The sequence below is a fragment of the Terriglobales bacterium genome (genome assembly GCA_035457425.1).
Taxonomy (GTDB): domain Bacteria; phylum Acidobacteriota; class Terriglobia; order Terriglobales; family Acidobacteriaceae; genus JACPNR01.
Genome location: DATIBR010000186.1, coordinates 13,271 through 27,419 on the forward strand (window position 1 = coordinate 13,271; position 14,149 = coordinate 27,419).

16 protein-coding genes are annotated in these 14,149 nt (G+C 68.2%); 8 read left to right on the forward strand and 8 right to left on the reverse strand.

The genetic code is table 11. The annotated features are described in order from the left end of the window. Positions 1-44 precede the first annotated feature (44 nt). The gene (hemG, locus tag VLA96_14750; protein ID HSE50463.1) at positions 45-1,454 is read left to right on the forward strand and encodes a protoporphyrinogen oxidase; all 1,410 of its coding nucleotides are present in this window, start codon (positions 45-47) and stop codon (positions 1,452-1,454) included. Here the strand turns inward: hemG and VLA96_14755 are convergent. The 3 genes from VLA96_14755 to VLA96_14765 form a co-directional block, all read right to left on the reverse strand. After that, positions 1,451-1,855 (reverse strand): hypothetical protein, encoded by a 405-nt coding sequence (locus VLA96_14755; GenBank protein HSE50464.1) that lies wholly within the window; start codon positions 1,853-1,855, stop codon positions 1,451-1,453. The genes hemG and VLA96_14755 overlap by 4 nt on opposite strands. 269 nt (positions 1,856-2,124) lie before the next feature. Continuing rightward, entirely contained in the window at positions 2,125-2,349 is a 225-nt protein-coding gene (locus VLA96_14760; GenBank protein ID HSE50465.1) for a hypothetical protein, read from the reverse strand. 278 nt (positions 2,350-2,627) lie between these two features. Next, positions 2,628-3,785: a DUF6569 family protein gene (locus VLA96_14765; protein HSE50466.1), complete on the reverse strand. Its 1,158-nt coding sequence runs from the start codon at positions 3,783-3,785 to the stop codon at positions 2,628-2,630. A gap of 125 nt (positions 3,786-3,910) precedes the next feature. On the opposite strand from VLA96_14765, the gene VLA96_14770 reads away from it, so the two are divergent. Beyond that, complete coding sequence (locus VLA96_14770) at positions 3,911-4,825, forward strand: sigma-70 family RNA polymerase sigma factor (GenBank protein HSE50467.1); 915 nt, start codon at positions 3,911-3,913, stop codon at positions 4,823-4,825. Continuing rightward, entirely contained in the window at positions 4,825-6,123 is a 1,299-nt protein-coding gene (locus VLA96_14775; GenBank protein HSE50468.1) for a zf-HC2 domain-containing protein, read from the forward strand. Before VLA96_14770 ends, VLA96_14775 begins: the two co-directional genes overlap by 1 nt. Positions 6,124-6,155: 32 nt before the next feature. On the opposite strand, the gene VLA96_14780 is transcribed toward VLA96_14775, so the two are convergent. Then, positions 6,156-6,323 carry a Trm112 family protein gene (locus VLA96_14780; GenBank protein HSE50469.1) on the reverse strand — a complete coding sequence of 56 codons (168 nt, stop codon included), beginning with the start codon at positions 6,321-6,323 and terminating at the stop codon, positions 6,156-6,158. A 120-nt stretch (positions 6,324-6,443) separates the two neighbouring features. Here VLA96_14780 and folD point away from each other — a divergent pair, with 120 nt between their 5' ends. From folD to VLA96_14795, 3 genes are all read left to right on the forward strand, one after another. Beyond that, a complete protein-coding gene (folD, locus tag VLA96_14785) occupies positions 6,444-7,382 on the forward strand; it encodes a bifunctional methylenetetrahydrofolate dehydrogenase/methenyltetrahydrofolate cyclohydrolase FolD (protein ID HSE50470.1) in 939 nt (312 codons plus the stop codon). 49 nt (positions 7,383-7,431) lie between these two features. Then, on the forward strand, positions 7,432-8,055 hold the full coding sequence (gene coaE / locus VLA96_14790) for a dephospho-CoA kinase (protein HSE50471.1): 624 nt from the start codon (positions 7,432-7,434) through the stop codon (positions 8,053-8,055). 136 nt (positions 8,056-8,191) lie between these two features. Beyond that, positions 8,192-9,334 (forward strand): trypsin-like peptidase domain-containing protein, encoded by a 1,143-nt coding sequence (locus VLA96_14795; GenBank protein ID HSE50472.1) that lies wholly within the window; start codon positions 8,192-8,194, stop codon positions 9,332-9,334. 109 nt (positions 9,335-9,443) lie between these two features. On the opposite strand, the gene VLA96_14800 is transcribed toward VLA96_14795, so the two are convergent. From VLA96_14800 to VLA96_14810, 3 genes are read right to left on the reverse strand one after another with little or no spacing between them, the layout of a single operon-like run. Further along, positions 9,444-10,037, reverse strand: a complete 594-nt coding sequence (locus VLA96_14800) for a hypothetical protein (protein HSE50473.1) — start codon at positions 10,035-10,037, stop codon at positions 9,444-9,446. Between the two features lie 11 nt (positions 10,038-10,048). Next, positions 10,049-10,498 carry a hypothetical protein gene (locus VLA96_14805; GenBank protein ID HSE50474.1) on the reverse strand — a complete coding sequence of 150 codons (450 nt, stop codon included), beginning with the start codon at positions 10,496-10,498 and terminating at the stop codon, positions 10,049-10,051. Beyond that, entirely contained in the window at positions 10,473-11,003 is a 531-nt protein-coding gene (locus tag VLA96_14810) for a sigma-70 family RNA polymerase sigma factor (protein ID HSE50475.1), read from the reverse strand. The genes VLA96_14805 and VLA96_14810 overlap by 26 nt, the downstream gene beginning before the upstream one ends. A gap of 113 nt (positions 11,004-11,116) precedes the next feature. On the opposite strand from VLA96_14810, the gene VLA96_14815 reads away from it, so the two are divergent. Then, a complete protein-coding gene (locus VLA96_14815) occupies positions 11,117-11,425 on the forward strand; it encodes a hypothetical protein (protein HSE50476.1) in 309 nt (102 codons plus the stop codon). Then, positions 11,422-13,146 (forward strand): gamma-glutamyltransferase, encoded by a 1,725-nt coding sequence (ggt, locus tag VLA96_14820; GenBank protein HSE50477.1) that lies wholly within the window; start codon positions 11,422-11,424, stop codon positions 13,144-13,146. The genes VLA96_14815 and ggt overlap by 4 nt, the downstream gene beginning before the upstream one ends. Before the next feature lie 4 nt (positions 13,147-13,150). On the opposite strand, the gene VLA96_14825 is transcribed toward ggt, so the two are convergent. After that, positions 13,151-14,149 (reverse strand): hypothetical protein (locus VLA96_14825; protein HSE50478.1); only part of this gene is annotated, 999 nt, incomplete at its 5' end.

Consider the following 14,149-nt stretch of genomic DNA (forward strand, 5'->3'; position numbering starts at 1 on the left):
CGTTTCATCGGTCGGGTGGTCTACGAGCGGAGCGAGTGGAAACGATGAGAGTCGCGGTCATCGGCGCGGGCATCGCGGGGCTGAGCGCCGGCTTCCAGCTCGAGCAGCGCCGGCACGCCGGCACGCCGTTGGAATACACCGTCTTCGAGGCTTCCGGGCACGCCGGCGGCGTGATCCGCACCGAGCACGTCCAGGGCTTCGTGGTCGAAGCGGGGCCGGATTCCTTCCTCAGCGAAAAACCCTGGGCGGCGACGCTCTGCCGCTACCTCGGGCTGGCCGACGAACTGATCCCCTCGAACGATTACCAGCGCAAGACGTTCATCCTTGTCCAGGGCCGGCCGGTGGAGATCCCCGATGGGCTGATGTTCATGGTCCCGACCAAGCTGTGGCCGATGGCGACCACGCGGCTGTTCTCGTTGGGCGCGAAGATCATGGCCGCCAGCGAGCTCTGGACCAAGCCGCGGGAGGGCGACCGCGACGAGTCGGTGGCGCAGTTCGTCACGCGCCACTTCGGGCGCGAGATGGTGGACCGCATGGCCGACCCGCTGCTGGCGGGCGTCTATGGCGGCTCGGCCGACAAGCTGAGCGTGCGCGCGGTGCTGCCGCGCTTCGTCGAGATGGAGCGCAAGACCGGCTCGCTCGCCCGCGCCATGATGGAGGCGCGCAAGAAGATGCCGGCGAACTCCGCGGCGTCGCTGTTCACCACGCTGCGCGGCGGCATGCAGCAGATGACCGACGCGCTCGCCGCCCGCCTCGCGCCGGGCGCGCTGCATCTGAACACGCCGGCGTGGAGCCTGCGGCGCGCGGGCTCGGCGGAGGAGGCGAAGTGGTCGGTCGTGACCGACGCCGGCGACCAGCACTTCGACGCCGTGATCCTCGCGGTCCCGGCGTACCAGGCCGCCGACCTGCTGGGCGCCGCCGCGGCCGCGCTCGCGGATGAGCTGCGCGGCGTGAACTACAACTCGTCCATCACCATCGCGCTGGCATACGACGGGGCCGCGCTCGACGCCGCCACGCGCGCGCGCATCGCAGGGTTCGGCTTCCTGGCGCCCAAGGCGGAAGGGAAGAAGATGCTGGCGTGCACCTTCGTGCAAAACAAGTTCCACGCGCGCGCGCCGGAAGGGAAAATGCTGTTCCGCTGCTTCATCGGGGGCGAGGCCGCCGGCGAGAACATGCAGCTCTCCGACGACGAACTGGTCGCGGCCATCCGCGGCGAGCTGCAGCAGGTGCTCGGTCCGGGGATGGCGGCCGAGCCGCTGTTCACCCGCGTCTTCCGCTGGCGGCAGGCGATGGCGCAGTACGAAGTGGGGCACCTGGAGCGCGTGGCGCGCATCGAGGCGCTCGCCGCCCAGCTGCCCGGCCTGGCGCTGGCCGGCAACGCCTACCACGGCATCGGCGTGCCGGACTGCGTGCGCGAGGGCCAGCAGGCGGCCGAGCGCGTGCTGGCGCGCTAGGCGACGGGCGTCTTCTTCAGATGCTTGTCGAGCGTGAGCGCGGCCACGGCCTGCACCTGCTCGATGAAGCTGTCGGAGCCGGAGAGCTCGGCAAGCTCGGGCGCGCCCGAGGCGCGCAGCATGCTGAGCATCTCGGCGACGCGGCTCAAGCGATAGCCGATGACCGCGCTCCCGGCCGCGTCAGGCGTGGGCGTGGCGTAGGCTACCGCACTGGTCCACAGCGTATGGCGCATGCGGTCGAGGGCATCGTGGAACTCGGCGGCGATCTTGGGGTCGAGCTGCCCGGGCAACGGCAGGGAGGGGCCGGCGAGTTCCAGCGCGGAGCGCAGCTCGCATTCGAGCATCCGCAGCTCCATGGTGGTGCGCAGGATCCGGGTGGCGATCGGCTCGGTGGTGGGCATTGCGGGGTGTCTCCCAGGCCCCGAACGGCACGGCGGGCTGTCATAGTCGTATTACTACTAGCCGTATCGTGTCAATCCGTTACTTCATTGGTAAACATGGGGAGGCAGGGCGGGTCCGCCTCCGGGACTGACACATTCTGTCGGCCGGCGGACACATTTCGGGCATACAAAAAGCCGGGCAGTTTCGCCCGGCTTCTGTCTTCTCTGGTCCATCAGACCAGGGGTAAGGCGCGTGATTTATCGGGGCAGTTCCGCCCCACATGATGCGGTTACATCACCAGCGCCAGATTCTCGAGATCCTTCTGCACGGCCTCCAGGGAGCCGCCGCCCGTGATGCGGCTGGCCGCGTCCAGCGCGGCGTCGGCCGAGATGCCGTAGCCGTGCCCCATCAGGAACATCCTCACCACTTCCGCGGCCTGCATGGAGTCGAGCCCACCCTGGAGCAGCTCGTTCCGCAGGGCCGCGACTTCGGTCACGTTGAACTTGTCACCCATGTCGTCACCTCCGACCCTGGAACCACCTCTACCTATGTCCCTTGCACGTCTACTGCCGTTAGTGGATTAGACTGCGCCACCCACCCGTTTGTTGCAGTTCTGGTAAAAATTTCGCGTACAACCAATCTTGTCATGGGGATACGCCGGGTTGCCTGCGAACCCAGTGGCCAGCGACCGGTTCCCTCGGGCCCGCGAATCCCCGTCACCGCTGATGGATACGTTGCAGCCCTTGCGTTGGTTCTGCCAACTCGCAACTAGGAACTCGCCACCAGCCACTCCTAGTTGCCGATCATGCCTCCGTTCTCCTCGGCCATCTTGCTGAGGTGCACATCGAAGCCGGTCCTGGGCAGCAGCGAAGTGAGCTGGAAGGCGCGAAAACCGCGGCCCGCGACCTCGACGTGGCGGAAGAGCCCCGGTTCGGTCTCGACCATCTGGCGCTTGCCGCCCCAGTCGTTGAGGAACTGCTGCGCCGCAGCCTGGCTGACGGTCGCGCCCTTGGCGCGGGTGACGCCGATGGTCTCCGCGGCATACGACCGCACCAGTTTCGGCCAGTACTTCTGCAGCAGCTCGGTGGAGGCGAAGATGTCGGCCCACTCGATCTCGCCGTTGATGGCCACCACCACGCCGACGGCGTTCTGGTTCTTGAGCTGCCGGATCACCGACTCGTAGGACTTCTGCATGGGCGCGGCGACCTCGTCGACCTGCGCTCGGACGGCCTTGTTGTCCATGACACCGGCGTAGGAAGAGCCGCCTTCCGAGCTGATCTCGGCGCGCGACACCGCCGGAGCCGCCGCGATCGCATACTCATTCGCCTTCCGCACGCCATCCCACACCTTCTGCTGGTCCTTGTCGGCCATGGCCTTGGCGCGGACGCTGGGCTGCGCCATCTGGCCGCTCAGTGCGCCGAACTTTTCGCCGCGCGCGACCCAGCGGCCGGGCTCCACGCAGAACACGCTGAGGTCGATGGGGTCGCTTTCGGCGGGAACGATGCGGTCCTTGCCGATGACGCGGTCCTGCTTGCCGCCGGTGACGATCTCGCCCGCCAGCAAGAGCAGCGGCCGCTTGGAGTTGTTCACGAGGACGAGCCGGTTGACCTCGGCGCCGTCGCCGCGCTGCTGCTCGTAGCGCCGGCCGCGCCGGATGAGCGGCTGCACGCGCCCGGCCTCGGTCACCACTACTTCGCCGGAGCGCAGCCCTTCATCGAGCGTGAGGAATTCGCGGGTGTCGTGGGCGCTCGCCGCGACGACCGGGAAGATGGTCAAGCTGCCGTGGGTGATGGGCGCCAGCACGCGGTATCCGCCGCCGGCGGCAGTCGCGGGCTGCTCGCCCGCGGGTTTCACTTGCGCGGCAACGGGCGCCGGCTGCCACAGCGCTCCCAGGATGACGATGGCGCCGGCGATCACCGCCAGCAGGGTCAGGGTCTTGAGCGTACGCATAGGTCTTTCTCCTTGCTCCTAGAACGACACCGCAGCGCGCTCTTGCGGACGAAATTCGCGCGGCGGAATAACCAAAGTGGCTGCTGCCGGCGTCCAAATTGTTGATAACATCCCCCTTCCACGACATGTCCGCGGGCACAAAACCCGGGCGTCCGAGCATCGGCCCAGCCGGCCAGTGGCTGGAGCGGCTGTTCGGCGAGCTGTGGGCCGCGAGCCGCGCCGCCGACTACGGCCTCGAGCAGGCCGAGTTCCTGCGCATCCTGGCGGAGGTCGGGGCGAAGTACCTGCCGGCCGGCGCCGGGCCGGGCGATGCGACCGAGCTTTACCGGTCGCTGCGCGTCGAGGAGCTGGCGCTGGCGCGCGGCTGCGCGCAGGGCAACGAGCGCGCTTGGGAGGTCTTCCTCGCGCGCTACCGCGCGAAGCTGTTCGACGCCGGGCGGGCCCTCGCGCGCGACGAGGCCACCGGCCGCGAGCTCGCCGACTCGCTCTACGCCGACCTCTACGGCACCGAGCTGCGCGACGGCGAGCGCCGCTCCAAGCTGCTCTTCTACATGGGCCGCGGCTCGCTCGAGGGCTGGCTGCGCACCGTGCTGGCGCAGGAGTACGTCAACCGCTATCGCACCCGCAAGAAGCTGGTGAGCCTGGACGAGGAGAACGAAGAGGGCGTGCAGTTCGCCGCGCCGGTCGTGGAAGACGCGGTCCCCGTCGACCCGCGCCTCGAGGCCGCGGTCGATTCGGTATTCGCCGCGCTGCCGGCGGAAGACCGCTACATCCTGGCCTCGTATTTCCTGGACCAGCGCACGCTGGCCGAGGTCGCGAAGACGCTGGGCGTGCACGAGTCCACCATCAGCCGCAAGCTCGACAAGCTGACGGGGCAGTTGCGCAAGCACATCCTGGACGCGCTGGTGAAGCGCGGCATGAGCCGGCGGCAGGCGGAAGAGGCGCTGGCCGCCGACGTGCGCGACCTGCAGGTCAATATTCGCGGCCGCCTGGCGCAAGATGCGGCCGCGGCGCCGTTCTCCGGTAAGGAAGGAAGTTGATGGCGGAGCTGTCCAAACTCGCGCGCAGGGCGCTGGCGAAGCAGGCGGTGGCGGGCGCGCATCCCGATGCCGGCCTGCTGACGGCGTTCGCGGAGCGCGCGCTGATCGCGCGCGAGCGCGAGCAGGTGCTGGCGCACCTGGCGACGTGCGCGGAGTGTCGCGAGGTGGTGGCGCTGGCCGCGCCGGAGCAGCCGCCGGCGGAGGAGGCCACGGTCGCGCCGCGCCAGGCGGGCTGGCTGACGGTGCCGCTGATGCGCTGGGGCGCGGTCGCGGCGGCGGTCGCGGTGGTGGCGGTCGCGGTGGTGATGCAGGCGCCGAAGGTCGGGAAATATTCCGCGGAAGGGCCGCGTCCCGCAAGCGGCGAATTCGCCGCGAAGGCCAAGCAGGAGCAGCCGGCCGCGCAACTGAAGCCGCCGGCCTCGACGCCGGTGGCGGCGGCGGCCGAGAAGGATCAGCCGGCGCGCGACGGCGAAGCCGCCGAAGTCTCGCGCAAGAACGCGCAAGCGGCAACGCCGGCGCGGGCGCGCGAAGACCAGGACCAGAAACGCGCGCAGGGAGCGCAGCTTGCCGAGGCTCGTCCCGCGGCGCCGACCGCCGCGCCTGCCCAGGCGGCGGACGAAGTGGCCTATGGGCGTGCGGTGTCCGCGCCCTCGCCGGCCGCGTCCTCCACCGGCGCGCCTGCCGGCGGCAAGGCGGAAGCCAACGCGTACAAGATCGCCACCAAGAAAGACGATGCGGCGAACCAAGAGGCCAAGCTGGCGGACGCGCAGAAGCCGGCCGCGGAGGCTTCCACGGAAACAGCCAGCGTCGTCTCACAAACTGCCGCGGGCAGCGGCACGATGGCGCGCGCCAAGGGCGCGTACGGCCCGGGATTCGCCGGCGGGCTGGAGAAGGAACAGGCGGCGAACGTCGCGGTCAGCGGCACGCGGGCGGCGAACCCGCGCTTCGAACTCGACTCCGGCAACGCGCGCTGGATCGTGACCTCCGACGGCCGCGTGCAGCGCTCCACCGATGGACGCACCTGGGTCTACGTCCCCATCGCGAGCGACGTGCAGTTCCGCGCGCTCGCGGCCAACGGCAACGACGTCTGGGCGGGCGGCACCAAGACGGCGCTCTTCCACTCCATCGACGGCGGCAAGAGCTGGAAGAAGATGGCGCTGACCGCGCTCACCGGCGACATCGTGCGGCTGCTGGCCGACCGGCGCTCGCTGATCATCACGACCTCCTCCGGTCAGCGGATGGAGGTGTCGTACGATTCGTTCGGCGAAGGCGACACGCGCGCGCCCATCCAGCACTGAGGTAGCGCCGGTGTCCGGCCCGCGCCCACGAGCTAACCCTCCAGCGTCCCTTCCTCCGCCAGCAGCACGGGAACGCCGTCGCGGATGGGATAGACGCGCCGGCAGGCGTCGCAGCGGAAGTCCTGCTTGTCCTGGCGGAAGGCGAGCGGGGCGCGGCAGGCGGGGCAGCGCAGGCGCTCAAGAAGCTGCTCGGAGAACATGGCGGTATTAGTCCACAGTTCACGGTCCAGAGTCCACAGGAGCCGGCCGTGCCACGGTGGACTGTGGACTGTGCGCTGGGGACTTGTAAGATAGCGTCATCCCAGAGTCCCGAGGTGCGGATGCCCGCCACCATCCTCGACGGCAACAAGCTGGCCGCGCAGATCAAGGACGAAGTCGGACAGGAAGTGCGCAAGCTGGCCGAGACCGGCTTGCGTCCCGGGCTGGCCGCGGTGCTGGTGGGCCACGACCCCGCCAGCGAGATCTACGTCCGCAACAAGATCAAGGCGTGCGAGCAGCTCGGCATCTACTCGGAGAAGATCACGCCACCGGAGACGCTCTCGACCGCCGAGATGCTCGCCATCGTGCGCGAGCTCAACGCGCGCGACGAGATCGACGGCATCCTCGTGCAGCTCCCGCTGCCCAAGCAGGTCGACGCCAAGAAGGTCCTGCTCGAGGTGCTGCCGGAAAAAGACGTCGACGGCTTCCACCCGATGAATGTCGGGTACCTCTCGACCCAGCGGCCGGGGCTGGTGCCGTGCACGCCCGCGGGAGTGATGGAGATCCTGCAGCGCTCGGGGATCGCGGTGCAGGGCGCGAACGCGGTGGTGGTGGGGCGCAGCGACATCGTGGGCAAGCCGGTCGCGATGCTGCTCACCAACGCCAACGCCACCGTCACCATCTGCCACTCGAAGACGCGCGACCTGCCGGGCGTGTGCCGCACTGCCGACATCCTGGTCGCCGCCATCGGCAAGGCGGGAATGATCACGAAGGAATTCGTGAAGCCGGGCGCGACCGTGATCGACGTCGGGATCAACCGCGTCACCGATGCGGCCGAGTTCCAGAGGTTCTTCGCGGGCAACGCCAGGCGCGAAGCCGATTTCGCCGCCAAGGGCTCCACGCTGGTGGGCGACGTGCACCCCGAGGTCGCCGAGGTGGCGGGGGCGCTCACGCCGGTGCCGGGTGGCGTGGGGCCGCTGACCATCGCCATGCTCATGGCCAACACGGTGAAGGCGATGAACCTGCGCCGCGGGCAGCGCGCGCCGGCGATGGCGCAGTGAGGATGATGAACATGGGTGAGCGCGAAGCGTTGCGGCGTCCCTGGAAGAAATGATCCACGCGGCGATCACGGGCGGCATCGCGTGCGGGAAGTCGACGGTGCTCCGCATGTTCGCCGAGCTGCCGCACGTCGCCACCCTGAGCGCCGACGAGATCGTGCACCAGCTCTACGAGCCGGGCGAGCCGGTGCATGCGCAAGTCGTCAGCGAGTTCGGGCGCGGGATCCTCGACTCCGGCGGGCGCATCGACCGCCGCAAACTCGCCGACGCCGCCTTCCAGGGCCCCGAGCGCCGCAAGAAGCTGGAGAGCATCGTGCACCCCGCCGTCATCGATTACCAGGTGGCGTGGATGCGCGGCCTGGAAGACTCCGCGCCCGAGACGAAGCTCGCGCTCATCGAGGTTCCGCTGCTGTTCGAGGCGAAGTCGGAAGGGAAGTTCGCGCAGACCATCGCCGTGACGTGCGCGGCGGAGAAGAAGCTGGCGCGCTTCCGCGCGCGGCATCCGGAGCTGGACGAAGCCGCGGCGCGCAAGGAACTCGAGCGCCGCAGCGCCTCGCAGCTGCCGGACGCGGAGAAGGCGCGGCGCGCGTCGCTGGCGATCGACAACTCCGGCTCGGAGGCCGAGACGCGGGCGCAGGTTACAAAGATTTACGAAGAACTCACGCGCTCCGGTTGACCCGCGGGGTGCTATGACGTCTTTGCAACCAGGGTCGTCAAAGGACATCCCGAGGGCAGCGAGGGAACCCTGTTCGAACCAAGCATCGTCGTGAGGCAGGGCTCCCTCGCTACGCTCGGGATGTAATACAAAACCCATGAAGCGCATGACCGTCATACGGATCGCCATCCTCGCCAGCGTCCTCGCCGGCAGCTTCTACTACTTCACCACGCACCGCCCGGGGGCGCCGGCCAGCGACATCCTCAGCCGGCTCAGCCGGCCCGACCACGTCGAGATCACCGAGGCCGCGGCGCCGCAGACTTTCAGCGCCGAAGAGCAGGCCGACATCAACCTCTACAAGAAGGTGTTGCCGTCGGTCGTCAACATCACCTCGGTCGCCGTGGCGTTCGACTTCTTCTACGGCGCGGTGCCGCAGGAAGGCCAGGGCTCCGGCTTCCTCATCGACAATGCCGGGCACATCCTGACCAACTACCACGTGATCCAGGACGCGCGGCGCGTCGAGGTCACGCTCTCGAACCGCAAGAAGTACACCGCCGCGATCGTGGGCGTGGACCCGGCGAACGACCTGGCGGTCATCCGCATCACGGCGCGCGAGCTGCACCCGGCGACACTCGGCGACTCGAAGGGGCTGCAAGTCGGGCAGCGCGTCTACGCCATCGGCAACCCGTTCGGCCTGGGCGGGACGTTCACGCACGGCATCATCAGCTCCATCCGGCCGGTGCGCGGCCAGAACTCGTTCATCGACGAAGCCATCCAGACCGACGCGGCCATCAACCCCGGCAACTCCGGCGGGCCGCTGCTGAACTCGCGCGGCGAGGTCATCGGCATCAACACCATGATCCTGTCGCAGGTCGGGCAGAGCTCGGGGGTGGGCTTCGCCATCCCCATCAACGCGGCGAAGGCGGTGCTCAACGACCTGGTCACGGTCGGGCGCGTGAAGCGGCCGACGCTCGGCGTGCGCACCATCCCCATCGGGCCGGAGCTGGCGGAGGAGCTCGGCCTGCCCTCGGACCACGGCGTGCTCATCGTGCAGGTCATCCCGGGCAGCTCGGGAGAGAAGGCGGGACTGCGCGGCGGAAGCGAGCGGGCGTACCTGCGGAACATCCCCATCATGCTGGGCGGGGACCTCATCGTGGCCATCGACGGCGACGAGATCGTGGACCAGATGGACCTGGCGCGCGCCATGAACCGCCACCGCGCCGGCGACACCGTGACCGTCACCATCTATCGCGGCAAGCAGAAGATGGACGTGAAGGTCACGCTGCAGGAAGCGAAATGAAGCAGCAATAAGCGATCAGCAGTAAGCGATAAGCGAAAACAAAGAGAGCCTGGCGATTCGGCCAGGCTCTCGCGTTCTCTGCTTTGGCTTATTGCTTACCGCTTATTGCTTATTGCTCCGGCGGCTCACCGCCGTCATCGCCAGGCATGCCCGGTCCGCCCGGCCCGCCGCCCTCCGGTCCGCGGCGCTTCATCGGCATCTGGTCGTGCATCTGGTGGAGCTTGTCCACCTGCTCCCTGGTGAGCAGGTTCTTGATGCGGACGATCATGCCCACGTGCAGGCGCTTGATCTGGCGCTCGGTGTCGAGCACCTGGTCGAGCGCGGCCATGGCGGCCTTCTCGTCGGTCTTGTCGGCGGTGAGCTGCTTGTGCAGCGCCTGCATCTGGTCCTGGAGTTGGAATTGCAGGTCGGTGAACTTGGGCTGCGAGGTCTTGATCTCGTTGCGGATGGCGGCCTTCTGGTCCGCGGTGAGATTGAGCATCTCGGCGTGGCGCAGGATGAGCTCCGGCGGGAACATGAGGCCGGCGAGCGGGTCGTCGCCGCCGGGATGCCGCATCTTCATCATGCCGCCGTGCGGGCCGCCGGGGCCGCCCGGCGCGGCCGACCGCGGTTGCGACGGCGGCGGCGCGCCGCCCTCGGGATTCTGCGCGATCGCGAAGCCCGCGAGACAGAACATCAGGAACAGGACACAGAGACGTTTCATTGCGTTTCCTCTCACTCGGTAGATTTTGGGGTCTCGTACTTGCTGGCGCCGATCTTCGGGACGGTGGTCCAGAGGTCGTCGCCCGGGGTGTCGAGCAGCGCGGCCGTGGGCGACTTCCAGGTGGAAAGTGTCACGGGCTTCGCCTTGGCCGGCGGCTTGCGCGTGGTAGGTGCCGGCGACCCCGCCGGCCCCGGCACCGGCGAGTCGCCGGTGCCTACCTGAGCTACTGATACGGTTGGCGGCACCGGCGAGTCGCCGGTGCCTACTTTCCGCTTCAAGATGTTGCTGCTCGCCAGCACCGCGACCAGCACGATGGCCGCGACGAGCGCGAGGGCGCGCAGGTAGCTGTAGTCGGCCGGCGCCGGACGAGCGAGCACGCGGGCGAAGGCCGGTGCCGAGTGCGCGTCCGCCGTCCGCTCCGCCTGGAACAGCGCCTTAAGCTCTTGCTCGTCTCGCGTCATACTCGACCTGCTCCTGCTCCAGCATCTCCCGCAGCCTCTTCTTGCCGCGCTCGTAGTGCGTGCGCGCCGAACCCAGCCCGATGCCCATCGCCTGCGCCGCTTCTTCCAGCGTGAGCTCCTGGTAGAAGACCAGGTGCAGCGCCTCGCACTGGCGTCGCGGCAGCCGCGCCAGCAGCCGGCGGAAAGCTTCCCGCTGCTCCGCTTCGACCAGGTCCACTTCCGCCGAACCCGGCCGCGCTATCGCTTCTGCCGCTTCCGGCGGAAGCAATCGCAGCTTCCGCCAGAGCGCCCGCCGGCGCTCCTCGCGCGCGGTGTTGCGCACCACGCCGAAGAACCACGTCTTGAAGCTCGAGCGCGCGTCGTAGCGCGCCCGCCCTTCCAGCACCTTGAGATAGCTGCGCTGCAGCACGCTCTCGGCCAGCCAAGGATCGGAACAGGCGAGCGCCCACCCGAAACTCTCGGCGTGCAGCGCTTCGAGTTGGATTCGGAGCTCCGCCGGTTCCATCAGGCATCCGTCCTATGAGTGAGAGGGACCTGCTGGTTATATGACGCAGAACACAAGAAAGTGCGAAAATCTTCGCTTCCCCGGGCGTTCTTATGGGACACAAGACCCGAATCATGTACATCGAATCGAAGGCTGAGGGGCTAACAGGTCCTGCCCGAATCGGCCGTGTTGTGTTCTCCAAGACCGGCAAGACGATTCGCTATAAGGAGAAGGAGTTCCAGAGTCTGAAGGGTGCGGGCTTTAAATCGAACTACGTCGAGATCAATTCTGGCGAGGAGTATTGGATATCTGGACCCAGGCGAGACGGAGCCGATCAACTTTACCGGACCAACATTCCCATCGAGATCGATGATGACGTCCGCGAAGAGTATTGGACCGAGATTCGCAAGCGCCCGCGCCTGAAGGCAAGGAAGACGACTTGAGAAAACTTCGGTTGATTGCTGCGGGCCTACTCGTTCTTGCCTCCGTCGCCCAAGCCCAGGCCCCGCTGCGGCCCAAGCACGCGCGGCACGCGATGGTCGTGAGCGGGCACGAACTGGCGTCGAAGGCGGGCGCGGACGCGATGAAGCGCGGCGGCAACGCCGTCGACGCCGCGGTCGCCACCGGATTCGCGCTCGCGGTGGTCCACCCGCAGGCGGGGAACATCGGCGGCGGCGGCTTCCTGCTCGTCCGCTTCGCCGCGGGCGACGCGCACTTCGTCGACTACCGCGAAAAGGCGCCGGCTGCCGCCACGCGCAACATGTACGTCGACGCCGGCGGCAACATCATCCCCAAGGCCAGCCTGGTCGGATACAAAGCGGTGGCGGTGCCCGGTTCGGTGGCCGGCATGTACTACGCGCACAAGAAGTGGGGAAAGCTGAAGTGGGCGACGCTGCTGGCGCCGGCGATCCGCCTGGCGCGCGAAGGCTTCGCGCTCTCTTACGAAGACTGCGAGGAGCTGCTCGACCCGGATTACACAGACCTCGCCGACTTCCCGGCGACGAAACGGATCTTCCTGCGCAACGGAGCGGCATGCCGCGGCGGCGAGATCCTGCGCCAGCCCGAGCTGGCGCGCACGCTCGCGCGTCTCGCCCAAAACCCGATGGAGTTTTACAAAGGCCGGATGGCGCGCCAGTTGGCCGCGTTCATGCAAAAGAACGGCGGGCTCATCACGGCGAAAGACCTCGCGGAGTACGAAGTGAAAGAGCGCCGGCCGATCCGGGGCTACTACCGCGGCTACGAGATCCTGGCGGCGCCGCCGCCCTCCTCGGGCGGCATCACGCTGATCGAGACGCTCAACATCATGGAGGGCTTCGACCTGAAGCGGCTCGGCCGCGGCGCCGACGCGATCCATCTCACGGCGGAAGCGTATCGGCGCGCCTTCTTCGACCGCGCGGAGCTGCTGGGCGACCCCGACTTCACCACCGTGCCGGTCGCACAGCTGATCGACAAGAGGTACGCCGAGGCCTGGCGCGAGAGCATCGACCCGCACCGCGCCACGCCGAGCAGCGAGCTGCGGCGCCCGCAGTTCCAGGGTCTGGACGTCAGCGCGCGACTGCGCCCCGGCCCGGTACGCGAGCCCGAGCACACCACGCACTACTCCATCGTCGACGCCGCGGGCAACGCGGTCGCGGTCACCACCACGCTCAACGATTCCTTCGGGTCGCGCGTCACGGTGGAAGGCCTCGGCTTCCTGCTCAACAACGAGATGGACGACTTCACCTCCGCGCCCGGCAAGCCGAACCTGTTCGGCCTGCTCCAGGGAGAAGGCAACGCCATCCAGCCGGGGAAGCGGCCGCTCTCGGCCATGGCGCCGACCATCGTGCTGAAAGACGGCAAGCCGTTCCTGGTGCTGGGCGCCCGCGGCGGCCCGAGGATCATCTCCGGCGTGGGGAACGTCATCATGGGCGTGATCGATTTCGGGCTCGACGTGCAGCAGGCCGTGGCCGCACCGCAGTTCCACCACCAGTGGATGCCAGACCAGATCATGGTGGAAGACTTCGGCTGGTCGCCGGACACGCTCGGGCTGCTCGCGGCGCGCGGCCACAAGCTCGCACCGCGCTTCCACGTGGACGAGGCCGAAGCCATCATGGTCGATCCCAAGACGGGCGAACTGCTGGGCGCGCCCGACCCGCGCGGCAACGCGCAGGCCGCCGGCTACTGAGGCGCTACAGCAGCCACGCGCCGAACGCCCAGCACAGAAGCCCGTTGGCGGTGGCCATCACGATGTCGTCGGTGCCGCGCGGGGAGTAGAGCTCGAGCAGCGTGTTCGAGATCGAGATCACGACGGCAAGGCCGATCCACGGCGCGGGGAAGTGATTCCCCAGCACGACCGCGAGGCACAGCGCCAGCGACGCCGCAAAGCCGGTCACGGTCCCGGCGATGGACTTGCGGTTCACGTCGCCCACGCCCGAGACCTTGATCTTCTGCTTGCCGAACAGCGCGCCGCCCACCTCCGACATCGCGTCGCACGCCATGTACGACCCCCAGATCATGGCGAACACGGCGGCGAAGGCGCGCGGCGGATAGACCGCCGCCAGCCTGGTCCCGAGCGGCAGCATGATGAACTTGAACCCCGCCCACAGCGTGGTGATGAGCAGGCAATTGGCGCGCGCCAGCACGCCATCCATCACGCGCGACTGCGGCCCGTAGAACGCCGCGCCCAGGAAGCTGTTGCTGTAGTAGAAGGCGAGGAAGATCCATCCGTTCGCCACGGCGTCGAACAGGTTGTCGGCGAGGAAGGCGGTCGCGAAGCTGGGCTTGGGATCCACGCCGAGCTGCACGTAAAGGTAGTAAAAGAATGCCGCGCCGATGGTGATGAACCGGCCGCGCCGACCCACCATGTCGGCGATGCGGATGCGGCGCTCGGAGTGGCGCGCCGTGTATTCGGCCACCTCGAACGGCTGGTCGCGCTTCATGCGCGACGAGAACGCCGCGCGCACCTCTTCCTTCGAGAATCCGACCGAGTAGCGCAACAGCGCGCGCTTCACCCCGTACCAGATGAATCCCCAGATCACGTTGAACCACAGGACGCCGAAGCCGACCCGCATCAGCGCCTCGCGGTCGACGCGGTAATCCTTGAAGAAGTAGCTGCCGTGGGTGAGCGCGGTGAAGATCCAGAACAGCGTGAGCGCGAGGTTGAAGGCGAGCGCGCCGCGGAAGATGCG